We start from the raw sequence: 15,780 nt of genomic DNA, 5'->3' as shown, positions 1-15,780 counted from the left end.
AAACACCGGGTTGCAGGGGCTGTCGCTACTGCCACAGAATAAAGCGGCACTTGTCCACATCATAACGGAGGTTTTCCGTGCCCGACGCCTTTGATCTGCCCCTTTCGCGGGAAAACACCTGTTCCGTCAAGTTTGATGCCCGCAAGGCGGTATTCGGCAGGGAGGATGTGATTCCGCTGTGGGTCGCGGACATGGATTTCCCGGCCCCGGAGGCCGTCACTGAGGCACTTGAGCAGCGCGCAAGACACCCTGTCTATGGTTATACACTGTTTCCCGAAAGCCTGTATGAGGCGATGATTGACTGGTTTGGCAATCGCCATGGCTGGGTCATTGAGCGTGACTGGGTGATGATGGCGCCCGGGGTGGTGCCTTCGCTGCATGCCGCGGCAATGGCGTTTGCGGGTAAGGGCGAAGGAGTGATCATCCAGCCTCCGGTGTATCCCCCGTTCTTCAGTTCCGTTCGCAAAACCGGCAGGACAGTGATCGAGAACCCGCTTGAGCAGATGGACGGCCGTTACCAGATGAACCTGGAGCACCTGGAGGCCTGTGCCGCGCGGGAAGATGCCAGGGTATTGCTGCTTTGCTCGCCCCACAATCCGGTCGGTCGGGTCTGGAGCGAACAGGAGTTGCGGGCGGTACTTGAGATTACCCGTCGCCACGGGGTGCTGGTTCTGTCCGACGAGATTCACTGCGATCTGACCTACACCGACAAGCCCGCTCACCACATGCTGGCCAGCCTGGCCACCAGCGAGGATGCCCTGGTAACAGCGGTGGCGCCCAGCAAAACCTTCAACATGCCGGGGCTTGGGCTGTCGGCCCTGGTGGTGCCGGATGCCGGGCACCGCAAGGCATTGAAGGAAGTATTCGATACCATGCACATGAATCAGTGCAATCCGTTCAGCGTTGCCGGCTTTGAGGCGGGCTATCGCCATGGCGGAGAATGGCTGGATCAGCTCATGGCCTATTTGCAGGGCAATCGTGATTTCGTTCTGGACTACATCAAGACAAAGCTGCCGGAGATACGGGTGACCGCGCCGGAGGGAACCTACCTGTTATGGCTGGATTGTCGTGCACTGGAGATGACCGATACCGAACTGAAGCACTTTTTTGTACACAAGGCCGGCATCGGCATGAATCCGGGCCTCAGCTTCGGTGAGGCCGGCGGTGGATTCATGCGAATGAACATCGGTTGCCCGCGGCAGGTGCTGGAAACGGCCCTGGAACAGATCCGGCAGGCGGTGGCACCCGGGCCGAACTGATTCCCCCAACGCCTGCCGGTTGTCCGTTCAGCGATATTTGCGGCGAAGTTCGGTGGTGCGGGTGGCGAGGAAAAGCCCCGCCAGGATCAACAGGCCACCCACAACGTGGAACAGGCCAAGCCGCTCACCGAGGAAAATACCGGCCATCACGGAGGCGAATACCGGGGTCAGGTACATGAAAATGGCGGCCTTCGCGGGACCAATCCGGTGCACACCATGGTTCCAGAATGCGTATGCCAGAATACCGGGGAAGATCGCAAAATACATCATGGGCAGTGCAGTGGCGCGGTTCACCTCGAATCCACCGGAGAAGAACAGCAGGTCCACCAGATAGAAAGGCAGTATGACCAGTGCGCCGCAGGAGATCTGAACCGTGAGAAACGTCAGAGGAGGCAGTGGTACGGCCTGCCGCCGGAGTAACACTGAAAACAGGCCCCAGCTGAAGACGGCCAGAACCATGATCAGGTCGCCGGGCTGCGCCTGCAGGCCGGTCAGCACGGAAAGGTCCCCCCGGGCAACCACCGCCAGGATGCCCAGAACCGCCAGTGCGATCCCCACTGCCTGTATCGGACGGGTCCGGTCACCCAGCAGTATCCATGCAAGCAACGCCACCATGATAGGGATGGTGGCGTTGATCAGGGCAATATTGGTGGCACTGGTTGTGACCGCGGCCAGGTAAAGCAATGAGTTGAAGGCGCCTACGCTGAAGGTGGCGAGGGCCAGTATCGAAAGCCAGTGCTGGCGGATGACCTGCCGCTGACGCCACACACCGGGCAACCCGAAAGGCAGCAGGATCGCCAGGGCGATCACCCAGCGCCAGAAAGACATGGACATGGGTGGAATGTCAGCCACTGTCCCCTTGGCCACAACCGCATTGCCGGCCCAGAATAACGGGGTCAGAACCAGCCCGGTGTAGGCCAGCCACAATGAATTCGGTTTATTGTCAGGCACGCCGGCTCCTGTCTGGGATCAAAGGGCTCCCGCTTTTCTCCGGGAGCCCGACAGGATACTACTCTCCGGGTACTTCTGCCTCCGTACCAACGTGGTAGGCTGCAAAACCGGCCATCACCACCTGATCCACGGCCATGCCGATTACCCGGCCGTTGCTTCTTGCCCTGATCGGGTGCTGCGCGTTGGTGATGGGGTCAGACACATAACCAAGGATTTCACCTTCATCGACATTGGCACCCAGCTTCGTTTCGCTGAACAGAATGCCTCCATTTTCGGCCCGCAGCCATTCCGAGTCGTAGTACACCGGCTCGGGATCCCCCCAGACAAACATTCTGGAGATCATGCCTTCCTTGTCCATCAGGCTGGTCAGGCTGTTGACTCCGGCCTTGATCTGGTCTTCCTGGATACGGAGGGACTCGCCGGCTTCCATGGTGACGGACCGGATGCCCGCCTCAACCGCAGCATAGCGGAGCATGCCCGCGCTTCCGGTGCTGTGCACCACTGCCATACGATCAAACCCGCGGGTAAATTCAGCCACGTCGGAATTGTTCATGTCTGCCCTCAGCTGGGGGAGATTGGTGCGCTTGAGTGAGCCGGTGTGAATATCCACCAGCATGTCACAGTGCCGGATCACGTCCTCGAACAGTGAATGGGCGATCCGGTCTGCGAGACTGCCATCGGTACTGCCGGGAAAGTGGCGGTTAAGATCCCGGCGGTCGGGCAGGTAGCGGCTGCCCTGCTGGAATCCGGGCAGATTGACAATGGGTACGCCGATAACCCGGCCCGCCAGTTTGTCCGGCTCCAGGTCATAAATGGTGCGGCGTATAATTTCGATGCCATTGAGCTCATCTCCATGCACGGCACCTGTCAGGCAAAGATTGGGGCCCGGTTTGGAACCGTTGACCACGAGCACAGGCGTGGGCTGGGAAAGGCCGGCGATCTGTATGTTCGGTGCCCAGGACAGCCGGGTGGAGGTACCGGGTGAAACCTCCGAACCCAGCAGTTCCAGGCTGGTTGCCTCTTCCGGCTCCTGCTGTCCTTCAGCGGGTTGCGAAGCCTCGGACTCTTCAGCAATGGCTTCCCGATTGTCCTCGATCACCTCAAAGGGATCCGCAGAACCGGTTTCCACGGACGGTTCCATGTCTTCCTGCTGTTCCGCCGGTGCGGTGTCATCCGATCCGGATTCCGACGGTTGCAGGGGGCGGGATTGCTCCACATCCTCTACGCTTTCGTCTTCGGCGAGTTCCGCGATGAGTACGTCCTGGTTGTCGGAGTCACCGGATTGCTCGGCGTATGCAGCCTGCGGCGCTAACACGCCAATACAGAGTGTAAGGGTAAAGCCAGCGCGAAACAGTGGTGTCAGCCAGCGGTACAGCATAGTTCCTCTCGGGTCGTCAGCCAGTCGGGGGCCGGTTGTCCGGAATTTGGAGGACAGCCAACAGGATAGGGGCCCCGGACTCCCATGAATACGGCTGTGACAAAGGTTTAATGCCACTTTCATGAAGTCTTTGTGGATTTCCGCAAAATAGCCTATTCATTGAGACTACAGGATGCATATTACGGTTCTGTATCCGTTATACGTCTGTCAGGGAGTTAACAGTATGGATCTTTTGCGTATTCTGGTTGCGATTTTGTTACCGCCATTAGGGGTTTTTTTGCAGGTGGGTATTGGCAAACACTTCTGGATCAACATCCTGCTGACGATTCTGGGGTACATTCCGGGCATCGTCCACGCCGTGTATATCATCGCCAAGAAATAACCGCACTCCTTCTGAGGGGGTGCGGTTGACAGGGCTGCATCCCTGAATCAGGTGTGCTGTGTGGCATGCCAGGTGTCGTCTTTTCGGGACGCCCTGCCATCTGCTTCCAGTTTCAGCAGGTGCGCCAGTGCGGACCGTGAGGCAACACCGTGAATAGCCGCCGGAACGTCATCATACGCCTCGGCGGTCAGATCCCTGAGGCTGGCGGTGGTCAGGCTCTTCAGCACCCGGGCCACCTTGTGCTCCCGGGCCAGCCTGTGGGTGATGAGGTAATCGATCACCGCTTCGGGATGCCCCATCAGGAAACCGTGCGCGGGTGCGATGTAACGCACTGGTTCATCCAGCAGGTCGTAGAGGGATTCCAGGTAGGCCTTCATATCCCCGTCCGGGGGATTGATCACCACCGTGGACCCCTGCATGATGTGATCGCCGGAAAACAGCAGCTCCTGCTCCATCAACAGATAGCACAGGTGATTGGAGGCGTGCCCTGGGGTGTGGAGCACTTTGAGCGTTCCCGCGTCGGTGGCTATCAGATCACCGTCGACCGGTTCTTCATCGGGAACAAAGGTCTGGTCCTGGCTGGCGCCAGCGGGCGCCGGCCAGCCATATACCCGACAGCCGGTGCCGGCCTTGAGAGCCGCCACAGCCGGGGAATGATCCAGATGGGTGTGGGTCACCACCACTTTGTCGATGGCACCACCCGTGAGTTCCAGTATCCGATCGATATGTGCTGAATTGTCAGGGCCCGGGTCCAGCACCGTGAAGCGCTTGTGCCCCAGTACATAGGTGTTGGTGCCCGGGCCGGTCATCATTCCCGGATTGGGCGCCGTCAGCCGCACCACACCCGCTGCCACTTCAACCGGCTCGCCGGGAACAATCTCCGCATGGGTGGAGCCCTCCCCCTCCGGATCCAGCTTCGCGGCCTCGTCATAGGCCGGCGCCCCCGGCTCCAGAATCACGGACTTGCCTTTTTTCAGTGCCGGCCAGGGCTTGCTGGGATATGGCTCGGGCGGGTTGGCGTGAGCGTAGCGCATCAGCGCTTCGGTGGTGTCAAAATCACTCAGAATGCGCAGCGTGCGTATGGTAGGCAGCCCCAGCAGCCGCCGCCCGCAGCGATGGTCTTCCAGCGCCTCCGATGGGCTGATCCAGGCATGGTCTATCGTCTCCACCCCGTCATGGCTGGCAAGCTGGTCATCCGGTGCCACCGTCACGAAAAAGCGCGTATCAAACCGCCGGGGCGGCCCGGGCGGGGTAATCCAGTGGCCGAGATAGGCAAGCCGATCCAGAGGAATTGTCAACTTGTGGCGCTGGCACACCTCCGACAGCGTCAGTTCACCCCGGAACAGCGCATCCCGATCCTCATGAACCGGATGATCGCCTGCAACCGGTTGATCCTGCTCATCCAGCGCCAACAAAACACCGGCTTCCTCAAAACACTCCCGCACCGCGGCCAGCATATAGTCCGCACCGCCTTCGTCGAGACTCATGGTCTGACTGATATCCGAATCGCCCCGACCAATGGCATAAGCCCGGCCCTGAATATCCTGCTCGTCTACAGAGCCACCGGGAAAAACAAAGAAGCCGGGCATGAACACTGCTTCCCAGGTACGCTGCAACAGCAATACCTGCAGGCCTTCGGTAGTGTCTTTTGTCAGAACCAGCGTCGCAGCAGGGCGAATATCCATAGAGTATCCATATCTTTTTGTCAGACTATGGCTGCAGGAAAGAGGTTGGGAGGCTACTGTCAAAACAAGCTCAAGCACTTCCATGTGGCGCTTGAGCTCCGCCATCCATGGCTCCGCACAGTTTTGACAGTAGCCTCCCAACCTCTTTCATCCGGCAACGGTGTAAGCGGTCAGTAATAAATCCACAATAACGAATGTTCAACCTTATGTCCCGAGATGAAGGTGAGACGATAACAAAGTATCATTGGCTTTCCGTTAAAGCCCCTCCAGACAGGATCTTGCACTTGGCTCGAATCAAGCTCTCTTTCCCGGATGACGTTTTTTACTTTGAAACCAGGATGCCGGTGCGGATCACCGATATCAATGGCGCCAACCATCTTGGCAACGATGCCCTTATCTCAATGCTTTCCGAAGCCAGGGCACAGTTCCTGGTGAATTATGGGATTCAGGAGACTGACAACGAGGGTGTGGGCATCATCGTCACCGACCTGGCAACCATGTATCAGTCCGAATCCTTCTTCCCGGAAATGCTCCGCTTCGAAGTGGGGCTGATGGACTTCAACAAATACGGCGGCGACTTCGTATTCCGGGTAACCAAGGCTGAAAGCGGGCAGCCCGTGGCGCTGGCCAAATACGGTTTCGTGTTTTTCAATTACCGTCGCAAGTCCGTTGTGCCCATGCCCGGGAGCTTCCGGGCGCGCTTTGACGGTCACTGATCCGGCGGGCCCTGCCGGGTCCGGGGTGAGCATGGCAGTTTCCGGTGCAATGCCGCCTTGGCCATCATGTGGGCACTGACAGGCGCCGTCACGAACAGGAACAGAGTGATCAGAGCCTCCTGCACGGAAAGCCCGCCCTTCAGGAAACTGAAATAAAGCAGCGAGGCAATCAGGATACAACCCACACCGAGCGTGCTGGCTTTGGTGGGGCCATGCAGGCGCATATAGACGTCTTTCAGCCGTGCCAGGCCGATGGAGCCGATCAACGCAACAATGGCGCCGGCAACCAGGAAAAAGACAATCACCAGCTCCAGCAACAGGGGCATCTCCGAACCGTTCATTCGATCACATCCCCCCTCAAAAGGTACTTGGTCATGGCCACGGTGCCGACGAATCCCATCAGGGCAATCAGCAGGGCCGCTTCAAACAGAATGCCCAGTGACATCTGGATATCGGCCAGAACGATCAGCGCGATACTGTTGATCATCAGGGTATCAAGGGCAAGTATCCGGTCGACAATGTCGGGCCCGATGGCCAGGCGGTAAAGGTTGAGCAGGACACCAAGGCAGAACAGTCCGATCACGAATGGAATCACGGTGGCAATCACTGGAAGATCTCCTTCAGGGGCCGTTCGTAGCGTTCCTTGATCTGCTGCACCAGTTCATCCTCATCGGTCACATGAAGCGTGTGAATCAACAAGGTCTTGGCCTGGCTGTCGTAGTGGGCAGAAACCGTGCCCGGTGTCAGTGAAATGGTACTGGCCAGGATGGTGATGGCGAAATCGTCATCCAGCTCCAGCGGGAAGGTGACAAAGCCCGGTGTAAGCTGGTCGGGGTACCAGAGGATGCGCCTGGCCACGATCAGGTTCGAGAGTACGATATCAACCATCAATACAGCAAAGTACCGGAGCAGCGGCAACAGGTATCGAACCTTGGCCTGTTCCGGCCAGAAGGCCCGGGTAATGAACGGAATAGAGATACCCAGGGCCAGCCCCAGAAGCATATGAGCCACCGAGAAGCTGTTAACCATCAACAGCCAGAGCAGTGCCAGGAAAAGCGAGAACAACGGCCTTGGCAGCCAGAATTCACGACGGTTCATTCGGTCATCTCCCTGCCCGGGTGGATATAATCCCCCAGAACCGCGTCCACATAACCGGACGGCTGATAGATCAGCCTTGTGGCAGCTTCCAGGTAGTCCATCACCGGCTGGGCAAAGAGGGCGAGTGAGAAACTGATGGCGATCATCACACACACGGTGGCTGTGCGGGCATGGTCCAGCGGTCGGGTTTTGTGAATAGCCAGGGCTCTGGTAGCCGAATGCTCTTCCGGCCGCCAGAACCACCCCGAGCCCGCTCTGCTCAGGGCTGCAATGATCATCAGGCCGGAAATGAGAATGGCCGCCCAGAGCCAGAGATAGTCTGGCAGCGGGGACGATGTCTGCAGAATCCAGGCTTTGCTGACAAATCCGCTGAAGGGAGGCAGGCTGGCCATGCTGACCGCCGCCACCAGGAACACACTCCCGAGAACCCAGCGGTGGGAAAGCGGTGAGATAACGGAGAAACGGTCGTAACCGTTGTCGCGGTAACGCCCGATCAGGTCCGCCAACAGGAAGAATACGGCCGTCATACAGGTACTGTGCAGCAGATAGAACAGGCTGGCGGCCAGCAGCTGTTCGTCGTTACGTGAGAATGTGGCCAGCAGTATGCCGACGGACACAATGACCATGTACGCAGTGAGTGTCCGCAGGCTGGCGGCGCCCAGTACCCCGATACCCCCGAGTGCCAGTGTGATCAACGCGGCAGGCCAGAGCCACGCCATGACGGTGTCGTTGGCAGGCGCTGCGTCATCGAGCCCGAATACCACCAGAAACACCCGCACCATGGCGTAAAAGCCAACCTTGGTCATGATGGCGAACAATGCCGCCACCGGAGCGCTGGCAGCGGAATAGGCCCGTGGCAGCCAGAAAAGCAGCGGTAGCAGGGCGGCCTTGATACCGAATACCACCATCAGCAGCAGCGAGGCTGATTTCAGCAGGGGCAGATCCGCCTCCGGCGCGTTGGCAATCACGTGGGCAAGATCCGCCATGTTGAGTGTGCCGGTCAGGCCATAGAGGATGCCCAGCGCCAGCAGGAACAGGGCGGAGCCGGCCAGGTTGATGATCACATAGTGCAGCCCGGCCCGACTGCGCGCACGGCCACCACCGTGGAGCAGCAGCGCATAGGAGGCGATCAGCAATACCTCGAAAAACACGAACAGGTTGAACAGATCCCCGGTAAGGAAGGCGCCGTTTATCCCCATCAGCTGGAACTGCAGCAGGGCATGGAAGTGCGAGCCTTCCCGGTCAGAGCCGCGGCTGGCATACAATACGCAGAACAGGCTCAACAGGGCGGTCAGCAGCAGCATGATGGCCGTGAGCCGGTCGAGCACCAGCACGATCCCGAATGGCGGTTGCCAGTTACCGAGGCGATAGAGGGTGTAGTCGGTCAAACCGGCCTGAAGTACGGCCCACACCGCGAACACCACCAGCAGCAGGGTGGAGCCGATGCTCAGGGAACGCTGGCGGCCGATGTTATAGCGGTACATGACCAGCAGGAAGGCGCCAGTCAGCAGGGGGATGACGATGGGCATGATCATCAGATGGTTCATTGGCGATCCTCGTTCGGGTCTTCGCCATCCACATGATCACTGCGCAACTCCACCGCCGCCTTGAGCGCCAGTACCACCACGAACGCGGTCATCGAAAAACTGATTACAATAGCGGTGAGCACCAGGGCCTGTGGGAGAGGGTCGGTATAATTCTCCACCAGTCCGATCACCGCCGGGGAGGCCGTGGTCAGCCGGCCCATACTGAACAGAAACAGGTTCACGCCGTGGGACAGCAGCGTCAGGCCCAGCACCACCGAGAAGGTGCGTGCCCGCAGGATCAGGTAGACACCGGTGCTGGTGAGCATCCCCAGAGTAATGGCAACCACCAGTTCCATCAGCCAACCTCCTGGCCGGGCCCGGCCACGGTCATGAGTTTGCCGAGGTTCGCCAGTATCAGCAGCGTGGCCCCCACCACGGTCGTGTAAACCCCCAGGTCAAACAGTAAGGCTGTGGCCAGCTCGAACTCGCCGATCAGCGGCCAGTCCATATGGCTGAAAGTCGACGTCAGGAACGGATAGCCGACAAACCAGCTGCCCAGACCGGTGATGGTGGCAATCAGCAGGCCGGCGCCGATCAGTGGCCGGAAATGCGTAAGCATACGCTCCTGGGCCCATACCAGGCCGCCCGCCATGTATTGCAGGGTAAGGGCGACCGCTGTCACCAGGCCGGAAATAAACCCGCCACCGGGCATGTTGTGCCCCCGCAGGAAGATATAGGCGGATACCAGCAGGGCGATGGGCAGGGCCATGCGGGAAATCATCTGCAGGATCACCGGATGTGGCTCGGCAAAACCCTGAGCGCTGCCGGCGCTGGCCACCCTTTCCTTCAGGTGCAGGTCACGGGTGAAGGCGAAGACCGCCACGGCGGCGATACCCAGTACCGTGATTTCCCCCAGGGTGTCGAAGCCCCGGAAGTCCACCAGGATGACATTGACCACATTGGTACCGCCCCCGCCGGGAACACTGTTGGCGAGGAAGTATCCGGAGATGGTTTCGGCGGGCCGTGTCAGCACCGCATAGGCAAACAGGGCAATGCCAATGCCTGCCAGCCCCGCCAGGCTCAGGTCACGAAAGACCCGCCCAAATCCGGATTCCCTAGGGGAGGTCTGGGGCAGGAACGAGAGCGCCAGCATCATGATGACCACCGCCATGACCTCCACGGAGAGCTGGGTCAGTGCCAGGTCCGGTGCCGAAAACTGGGCGAAGGCCAGGGTTACGAACAGCCCGGTGACAGACAGCAGGAGCAGGGCCGGCAGACGTTGATGGTGGAACAGGGCGACGCCGATAGCGGACAGGCACAGGATGACGGCGCCGAAAACCACCATCGGATTGACTGCCGTCAACTCGGAGGGGCCCTGCCAGCCACTGTACCCGCTGAGCATCCCCAGGGCCGGTGCAATAGCCGCGATCAGGATAAAGGCCAGATACCGTTGCAGTGAACCGTTTTCCAGGCGATAGACCAGCGACTGGGCGAAACGGATGCTCTGCTGCATGATCTGTTCAAAAATGTTCTTGGCGTCCACTTCCGGCAACTGGCGATGAATGGCAAACAAGGGGCCGCGGGCAAGATAGAATACGACTCCCCCGATCATTGCGATCGTGCTCATCATGGCCGGCACATTGGCGTTGGCCAGGTCCGAGAAGTCATACAGCGGCAGGTGGGTCATGGAAGTGGCCATGACGGCCAGGTGAATCAGCTCGTTGTAGATGGCCTGTGGCGCCAGCCCAATCGCCAGCGAGGCGAGCGCAAGAATGAACAGCGGTACCAGCATGCCTGCAGGTTTCCGACGTGGCGGCCAGTGGGGAAGATCGACCGGCTGGCCATTGAAAAACACGTTATGAAAGATGCGAACGGAATACGCTACGGAAAACAGCCCGGCAATGGTGACCCACGTCGGAATCAGGCTGTTGGCCCAGTGGGGCGCGGTAACCAGCAAACTCTCCGAGAACAGCATCTTCTTGCTCAGATAACCGCTCATCAGTGGCAGGCCGGCCATGGCCGCCGCCGGTATGGCGGTGATCAGCATCAGCGCCGGCATGGTGCGCCACAGGCCGTTGATATTGCGCATGTCCCGGCTTCCCGTGGCCTGGTCGACAATGCCTGCCATCATGAACAACGGCGCCTTGAACAGGGCATGGGTGGTCAGGTGGAACAGGGCGGCCGCCATGGCCATTTCACTGCCCATGCCAATCAGCAATGTGATCAGCCCCAGGTGAGAAATGGTGGAGTAGGCCAGCAGGCCCTTGATGTCGTGCATGAACATGGCCACAAAGGCACCCACCATCAGGGTAACCATGCCGGTGATGGTAATCAGACTGAACCAGAGTTCGGTGTCACCCATGGCCGGATGCAGCCGGGCCATCAGGAACAGGCCCGCTTTCACCATGGTGGCCGAGTGCAGATAGGCAGACACCGGTGTGGGGGCGGCCATGGCATGGGGAAGCCAGAGGTGGAATGGTGCCTGGGCGGACTTGGTAAACGCACCGAGCAATATCAGTGTCAGGGTCAGCGGGTAGCGATCATCGCTGACGATGGTATCGGTGGCTGTCAGTATATCGCTGATCTGATAACTGCCGACAATCTGCCCCAGCAACAGAATGCCACCCAGCAGCGCCAGCCCGCCGCCCCCGGTAATCACCAGCGACATACGCGCACCCCGGCGGGCATTGCGGCTGGACCAGGTAAATCCGATCAGCAGGAAGGACACCAGGCTGGTGAGCTCCCAGAACACCAGCATGAACAGCAGGTTCTCGGACAGCACAATGCCCAGCATGGCGGTCATGAACAGCTGGATCAGAATAAAGAAGCGGCCGGCGGTGTCCTTGCCGGCAAAATAATAGCGGGCATAGAGAATGATCAGGCAGCCGATGCCGGTAATCAGTGTGGCAAACAACCAGCTCAGGCCGTCCAGCCGGAAAGACAGATCAAGGCCAATTTGTGGTACCCAGGAAAGGGAATAGACCAGTGCTTCACCAGACTGGATCCGGGGAAGATAGCTGAGCAGAAGCAGCAGGCAGATGGCCGGGGCGAGCAGCGCAACCAGCGCGTGGGTCGGCACATGATCCGGGCCGGGCTGCTTCAGCCTTGAGAGGAGCGAAGCAATGGCTCCCAGTACAGGCAAAAAGACAAGAAGCCCAATGTCCATAACGGAATTCAGCCGGTCAGGAGTGAGTTCTTCAGCGCGTTCAGCTTATTAACATCCTTCATGTATAGCTAACGTTTGAGATTTTTTCATTCTTATAAGTCAAGAACCGTTGTGTAGCGCCGCCAGTTTCCGGATGCCCTGGCGGTAGAACCCGTACGCCATGGTTCCGGCCAACAGGTTACCAGCCAGGGCCCCGGACATCAGCCCGTTGATGCCGCCAATCTGGGCACCAATCCAGAGAAAGGGCAGGAAACACAGGAACAGACGAAGGGTGGACACCAGCAGGGCCCGAAGCGCCAGCCCGAGGGCATTGCATACGGACACCATCAGCATGCAGATACCAAGGCCGCTGTAACTGAGCGGCACCCGCACGAGGTAACTGCCAAGTACATCGCTGACCTCACGATCACTGGTAAACAGTTCCGACACCAGCCCGGAGGCCATCAGCCAGATCAGCCCGATCGCCAGCTGCCACACGACGACAAAGCGAACGGCAAGCCGAACCAGTTTGCGAATCTGGCCGATCTCGCCGGCTCCCAGCATGCGACCGACCATGGGAGGCATGGACATGGTCAGCGCAAGCACCACCACAATGGAGAAAAATTCCAGGCGGGTGCCCAGGCCCCAGGCGGCAACAGCGGCGGAGCCAAAGCCGGCTACCAGTGCGGTGGCCAGCATGGCCGCCGCTGGCGGCATCAGCTGGCTGACCATGGCCGGTGCCATAATGCCGTTCAGTTGCCTGAGTGCTTTACCGAGAACGAGCTGCCTCAGGTCAAAGCGCACCCAGCCGCAGCGGAGCAGTTTGGGGTAGATGAACAGGCAGCCGATGCCAAAGGCGGTAATGGTGGCCAGGGCAGCACCGGGCAGGCCCCAGCCGAAAACAAATATGAACAACGGATCGAGGGCAATATTGGCAATGCTGGTGGCCACCATCATGTAGCCCGGCAGTTTGGTGTCGCCATGGGAGCGGCAGACACTGTAGCCAAAGTACAACATGGCACCGGTCCAGGCGGAAAGCAGCCAGGGTATCCAGTAGCTGCGGATCAGGGGCAACAGGCTTTCTTCGGCCCCGAGCACATCCATGATGCGGGTCTGTAACAGCCAAAGGCCTAAACACAGAACCAGGACCAGAGCGGCGCCAACGGTGACCACCAGCCCACCCAGGCGTTCAGCCCGGAGCTGGTCGCCTGCGCCCAGGGTTCGGGAGATGATTGCGGTGGTGGCAATGCCCAGGCCTACCTGCAGGCCGATGATGAGCTGTTGCATGGGCAGGGTGAAGCCCAGGGCCGCCAGCGGGTCGCGGCCAAGCTGGCCGATGAAGGCGCTGTCCACGAGCTGGAAGGTCATCAGTGACAGCACGCCGAAGAGCATGGGCCAGGTCATGGTAAACAACTGGCGCGGCAGGCTGGCTTGGGAGTCGGCGTTGATCACGTTGGGGGTTTCGGTTCCTGGTGTTTTGCCTGGAGGCGTGATTCTAGCAGGTTTGCTGATTTGGGCGGTGGTGCACCGGGCGGGCGGCGTTTCACAGACACGCTACGAGCACGTCCCTGTGCGCTTGACTTCGGCCATCCTTGGCCGAAGACAGTCTGTGAAACGCCGCCCGCCCGGTGCACTCAGACTCGGCAGTTATCTCCCCGCAGGTCGGATTTACCCGTAAAAGGCATAGAAGGCGAAGTCCCGTAGGTCGGATTAGGCAGAGCCGTAATCCGACAACAAGCCCGGTCAAGAATCAAAGCGCCTTCAAAGCCGCCTCATAATCCGGCTCGTCCTTGATGTCGCCCACCAACTCACTGTGCAGAACCTTGTTGTCCTCATCCAGAACCACCACCGCGCGGGCGGTAAGACCGGCAAGGGGGCCGTCCTGAATGGCAACGCCATAATCCTGCTGGAAGCTGTAGTTGCGGAAGCTGGACAGTGTAATAACGTCCTTCAGGCCTTCGGCACCACAGAAACGGCCGGCGGCAAAGGGAAGGTCTGCGGAAATAACGAGCACGACAGTGTTGTCGAGGCTGCTGGCTTTTTCGTTGAATTTGCGGGTGGAGGTGGCACAGGTTGGGGTATCGACACTGGGGACGATGTTCAGGATCTTGCGCTTGCCCTTCCAGTTGTCGAGGGTGACGTCTTCCAGGCCCTGGGTGGTAAGGGTGAAGTCGGGGGCGGTGTCGCCGGGTTGCGGTAAGGTGCCGCTGACGGTAATCGGATCGCCGCCGAGTGTTACGTTGCTCATTTTGATCTCCCTGTTTATGGCCCGATGGGTTTGTGTAAAACAACTTACTCTGTGTAGTTCATTTTGGATGCTTTTTCATCCGGTGAGGGAATTAAGTTGTTATCAGGCGGGCTCGAATCCGGGCGCCGGGTGGCGCTGTACCAGCAACAGGTAGCTGGCCAGGGCCGCGATGGCGCAGGTGGCGATGGTGGCGGCCATCACCAGGGAGGTGCCGTCGTGAAAATACCCCACCAGGGCACCGATGGTTGCGGCAACCACCATCTGGGTGAATCCGAACAGAGCGGAAGCGGAGCCGGCCATACGGGGGAAGTTGGCCAGCGCCCCGGCCATGGTCTGGGGCAGCACCATGCCTACGCCAATCATGAACAAAGTCTGGGGCAGGATCACGGCCCAGGCGTTATAGACCTGAGTCACCGCCAGTACGGCCATCAAACCGCCTCCGGCCACGGCAACAACCAGGCCCCGGACCAGTATCTGATCCGGGGCCAGTCTGCTGCCCAGGCGAACAGCGGTGAGATTGCCGACGATATAGCCGGCAACGATGCAGGCAAAGAAGGGCCCGAAGTGCTCCGGTTTTACTCCCAGGAAATCGATCAGCACAAATGATGACCCGGACAGGAAGGCGAACAGGCCGGCAAACGTCAGGGAATTGACCAGGGTATAGCCCAGGAAGCTGATGTCCGAGGCAATGGCCCGGTAGTTCTTTATCAGGCTGCCAATGCGCAGGGATTGCCGGTTTTCCGGGCGCATTGGCTCGGGAATACCAACCGCAATCACTGCTGCCATAATCAGGGCATAACCGCCCAGTGCCAGGAAGATCGACTGCCAGCCCAGCCCCACCACCATGAAACCACCCAGGGTCGGCGCAATGGCCGGTGCCAGCGCCATGATACTGGCCAGAATCGCCATGATCTTTGCCGCTTCCCGGGGCGAATAGATATCCCGCACTGCCGCCCGTCCCAGAACAGGGCCGGCAGAGCCGCCCAGGGCCTGGAGAAAGCGGGAGAGAATCAGCGTTTCAATATTGGTGGCCAGGGCACAGATAACACTGGCAACAGCAAACAGCAGGAAACCACCAATCATGATCGGTTTACGACCAAACCGGTCCGCCAGCGGCCCACAGATCAACTGAGCGAGCGCGAAACCGGCCATGTAAATACTCAGCGTCAGCTGAACCTGCCCGGTACTGGCCGCGAGCGACTCTCCCATACTGGGCAGCGCCGGCAGATACATATCGATCGCCAGCGGCCCGAGGGCGACAGCAGCTGCCAATAGTATCGTTGTCCATACACTGGTGAGTGCGAGCATCATTTATCCCGGCAACTTTGGAGTATCGCACTGGGTGTGAACCGGCCTTCTGAAACACGCTGTGAATACGTCCCTGTACGCTCG

At 59.5% G+C, this 15,780-nt stretch carries 15 protein-coding genes; 3 read left to right on the top strand and 12 right to left on the bottom strand.

The window, feature by feature from the left end; translation table 11 throughout:
• The first annotated feature begins 77 nt into the window (after positions 1-77).
• Positions 78-1,259 carry a MalY/PatB family protein gene (locus HLUCCO03_RS17130; RefSeq protein WP_027830154.1) on the top strand — a complete coding sequence of 394 codons (1,182 nt, stop codon included), beginning with the start codon at positions 78-80 and terminating at the stop codon, positions 1,257-1,259.
• Positions 1,260-1,286: 27 nt separating this feature from the next.
• Here HLUCCO03_RS17130 and HLUCCO03_RS17125 read toward each other — a convergent pair whose 3' ends face one another.
• Both HLUCCO03_RS17125 and HLUCCO03_RS17120 read right to left on the bottom strand, forming a co-directional pair.
• Positions 1,287-2,210 carry a DMT family transporter gene (locus HLUCCO03_RS17125; RefSeq protein ID WP_027830153.1) on the bottom strand — a complete coding sequence of 308 codons (924 nt, stop codon included), beginning with the start codon at positions 2,208-2,210 and terminating at the stop codon, positions 1,287-1,289.
• Positions 2,211-2,268: 58 nt separating this feature from the next.
• Complete coding sequence (locus HLUCCO03_RS17120; RefSeq protein ID WP_036197095.1) at positions 2,269-3,588, bottom strand: succinylglutamate desuccinylase/aspartoacylase family protein; 1,320 nt, start codon at positions 3,586-3,588, stop codon at positions 2,269-2,271.
• A 223-nt stretch (positions 3,589-3,811) separates the two neighbouring features.
• On the opposite strand from HLUCCO03_RS17120, the gene HLUCCO03_RS17115 reads away from it, so the two are divergent.
• Positions 3,812-3,970, top strand: a complete 159-nt coding sequence (locus HLUCCO03_RS17115; protein WP_012137981.1) for a YqaE/Pmp3 family membrane protein — start codon at positions 3,812-3,814, stop codon at positions 3,968-3,970.
• 47 nt (positions 3,971-4,017) lie between these two features.
• Here the strand turns inward: HLUCCO03_RS17115 and HLUCCO03_RS17110 are convergent, their stop codons facing one another.
• Entirely contained in the window at positions 4,018-5,655 is a 1,638-nt protein-coding gene (locus HLUCCO03_RS17110; RefSeq protein WP_292016751.1) for an MBL fold metallo-hydrolase, read from the bottom strand.
• Positions 5,656-5,939: 284 nt separating this feature from the next.
• Here HLUCCO03_RS17110 and HLUCCO03_RS17105 point away from each other — a divergent pair, with 284 nt between their 5' ends.
• Complete coding sequence (locus HLUCCO03_RS17105; RefSeq protein WP_027830151.1) at positions 5,940-6,371, top strand: thioesterase family protein; 432 nt, start codon at positions 5,940-5,942, stop codon at positions 6,369-6,371.
• Here HLUCCO03_RS17105 and HLUCCO03_RS17100 read toward each other — a convergent pair.
• The 9 genes from HLUCCO03_RS17100 to HLUCCO03_RS17060 form a co-directional block, all read right to left on the bottom strand.
• On the bottom strand, positions 6,365-6,712 hold the full coding sequence (locus HLUCCO03_RS17100) for a Na+/H+ antiporter subunit G (protein WP_292016750.1): 348 nt from the start codon (positions 6,710-6,712) through the stop codon (positions 6,365-6,367). The genes HLUCCO03_RS17105 and HLUCCO03_RS17100 overlap by 7 nt on opposite strands.
• Complete coding sequence (locus HLUCCO03_RS17095; protein WP_027830149.1) at positions 6,709-6,978, bottom strand: K+/H+ antiporter subunit F; 270 nt, start codon at positions 6,976-6,978, stop codon at positions 6,709-6,711. Before HLUCCO03_RS17095 ends, HLUCCO03_RS17100 begins: the two co-directional genes overlap by 4 nt.
• Positions 6,975-7,469: a Na+/H+ antiporter subunit E gene (locus tag HLUCCO03_RS17090; RefSeq protein WP_027830148.1), complete on the bottom strand. Its 495-nt coding sequence runs from the start codon at positions 7,467-7,469 to the stop codon at positions 6,975-6,977. Before HLUCCO03_RS17090 ends, HLUCCO03_RS17095 begins: the two co-directional genes overlap by 4 nt.
• The gene (locus tag HLUCCO03_RS17085; protein ID WP_051603728.1) at positions 7,466-9,016 is read right to left on the bottom strand and encodes a monovalent cation/H+ antiporter subunit D; all 1,551 of its coding nucleotides are present in this window, start codon (positions 9,014-9,016) and stop codon (positions 7,466-7,468) included. Before HLUCCO03_RS17085 ends, HLUCCO03_RS17090 begins: the two co-directional genes overlap by 4 nt.
• Complete coding sequence (locus HLUCCO03_RS17080; RefSeq protein ID WP_027830147.1) at positions 9,013-9,351, bottom strand: Na+/H+ antiporter subunit C; 339 nt, start codon at positions 9,349-9,351, stop codon at positions 9,013-9,015. The genes HLUCCO03_RS17085 and HLUCCO03_RS17080 overlap by 4 nt, the downstream gene beginning before the upstream one ends.
• Positions 9,351-12,161 (bottom strand): monovalent cation/H+ antiporter subunit A, encoded by a 2,811-nt coding sequence (locus HLUCCO03_RS17075; protein WP_027830146.1) that lies wholly within the window; start codon positions 12,159-12,161, stop codon positions 9,351-9,353. Before HLUCCO03_RS17075 ends, HLUCCO03_RS17080 begins: the two co-directional genes overlap by 1 nt.
• A gap of 99 nt (positions 12,162-12,260) precedes the next feature.
• On the bottom strand, positions 12,261-13,544 hold the full coding sequence (locus HLUCCO03_RS17070; protein WP_051603945.1) for an MATE family efflux transporter: 1,284 nt from the start codon (positions 13,542-13,544) through the stop codon (positions 12,261-12,263).
• Positions 13,545-13,890: 346 nt separating this feature from the next.
• Complete coding sequence (gene tpx / locus HLUCCO03_RS17065) at positions 13,891-14,388, bottom strand: thiol peroxidase (RefSeq protein ID WP_027830144.1); 498 nt, start codon at positions 14,386-14,388, stop codon at positions 13,891-13,893.
• 102 nt (positions 14,389-14,490) lie between these two features.
• Positions 14,491-15,696, bottom strand: a complete 1,206-nt coding sequence (locus HLUCCO03_RS17060) for a Bcr/CflA family multidrug efflux MFS transporter (protein ID WP_027830143.1) — start codon at positions 15,694-15,696, stop codon at positions 14,491-14,493.
• Positions 15,697-15,780: the final 84 nt, after the last annotated feature.

It is taken from the genome of Marinobacter sp. HL-58 (assembly GCF_001314605.1).
Taxonomy (GTDB): domain Bacteria; phylum Pseudomonadota; class Gammaproteobacteria; order Pseudomonadales; family Oleiphilaceae; genus Marinobacter.
The sequence above is the reverse complement of the archived record's forward strand: the minus strand, read 5'-3'. Positions and strand labels throughout refer to the sequence as shown.

Bases quoted from the DNA above. Each gene is read 5' to 3' on its own strand.
- HLUCCO03_RS17120 (WP_036197095.1), bottom strand. From the start codon at position 3,588: ATGCTGTACCGCTGGCTGACACCACTGTTTCGCGCTGGCTTTACCCTT.
- HLUCCO03_RS17115 (WP_012137981.1), top strand. From the start codon at position 3,812: ATGGATCTTTTGCGTATTCTGGTTGCGATTTTGTTACCGCCATTAGGG.
- HLUCCO03_RS17110 (WP_292016751.1), bottom strand. From the start codon at position 5,655: ATGGATATTCGCCCTGCTGCGACGCTGGTTCTGACAAAAGACACTACC.
- HLUCCO03_RS17100 (WP_292016750.1), bottom strand. From the start codon at position 6,712: ATGAACGGTTCGGAGATGCCCCTGTTGCTGGAGCTGGTGATTGTCTTT.
- HLUCCO03_RS17090 (WP_027830148.1), bottom strand. From the start codon at position 7,469: ATGAACCGTCGTGAATTCTGGCTGCCAAGGCCGTTGTTCTCGCTTTTC.
- HLUCCO03_RS17085 (WP_051603728.1), bottom strand. From the start codon at position 9,016: ATGAACCATCTGATGATCATGCCCATCGTCATCCCCCTGCTGACTGGC.
- HLUCCO03_RS17080 (WP_027830147.1), bottom strand. From the start codon at position 9,351: ATGGAACTGGTGGTTGCCATTACTCTGGGGATGCTCACCAGCACCGGT.
- HLUCCO03_RS17075 (WP_027830146.1), bottom strand. From the start codon at position 12,161: ATGGACATTGGGCTTCTTGTCTTTTTGCCTGTACTGGGAGCCATTGCT.
- HLUCCO03_RS17070 (WP_051603945.1), bottom strand. From the start codon at position 13,544: ATGACCTGGCCCATGCTCTTCGGCGTGCTGTCACTGATGACCTTCCAG.
- tpx (WP_027830144.1), bottom strand. From the start codon at position 14,388: ATGAGCAACGTAACACTCGGCGGCGATCCGATTACCGTCAGCGGCACC.
- HLUCCO03_RS17060 (WP_027830143.1), bottom strand. From the start codon at position 15,696: ATGCTCGCACTCACCAGTGTATGGACAACGATACTATTGGCAGCTGCT.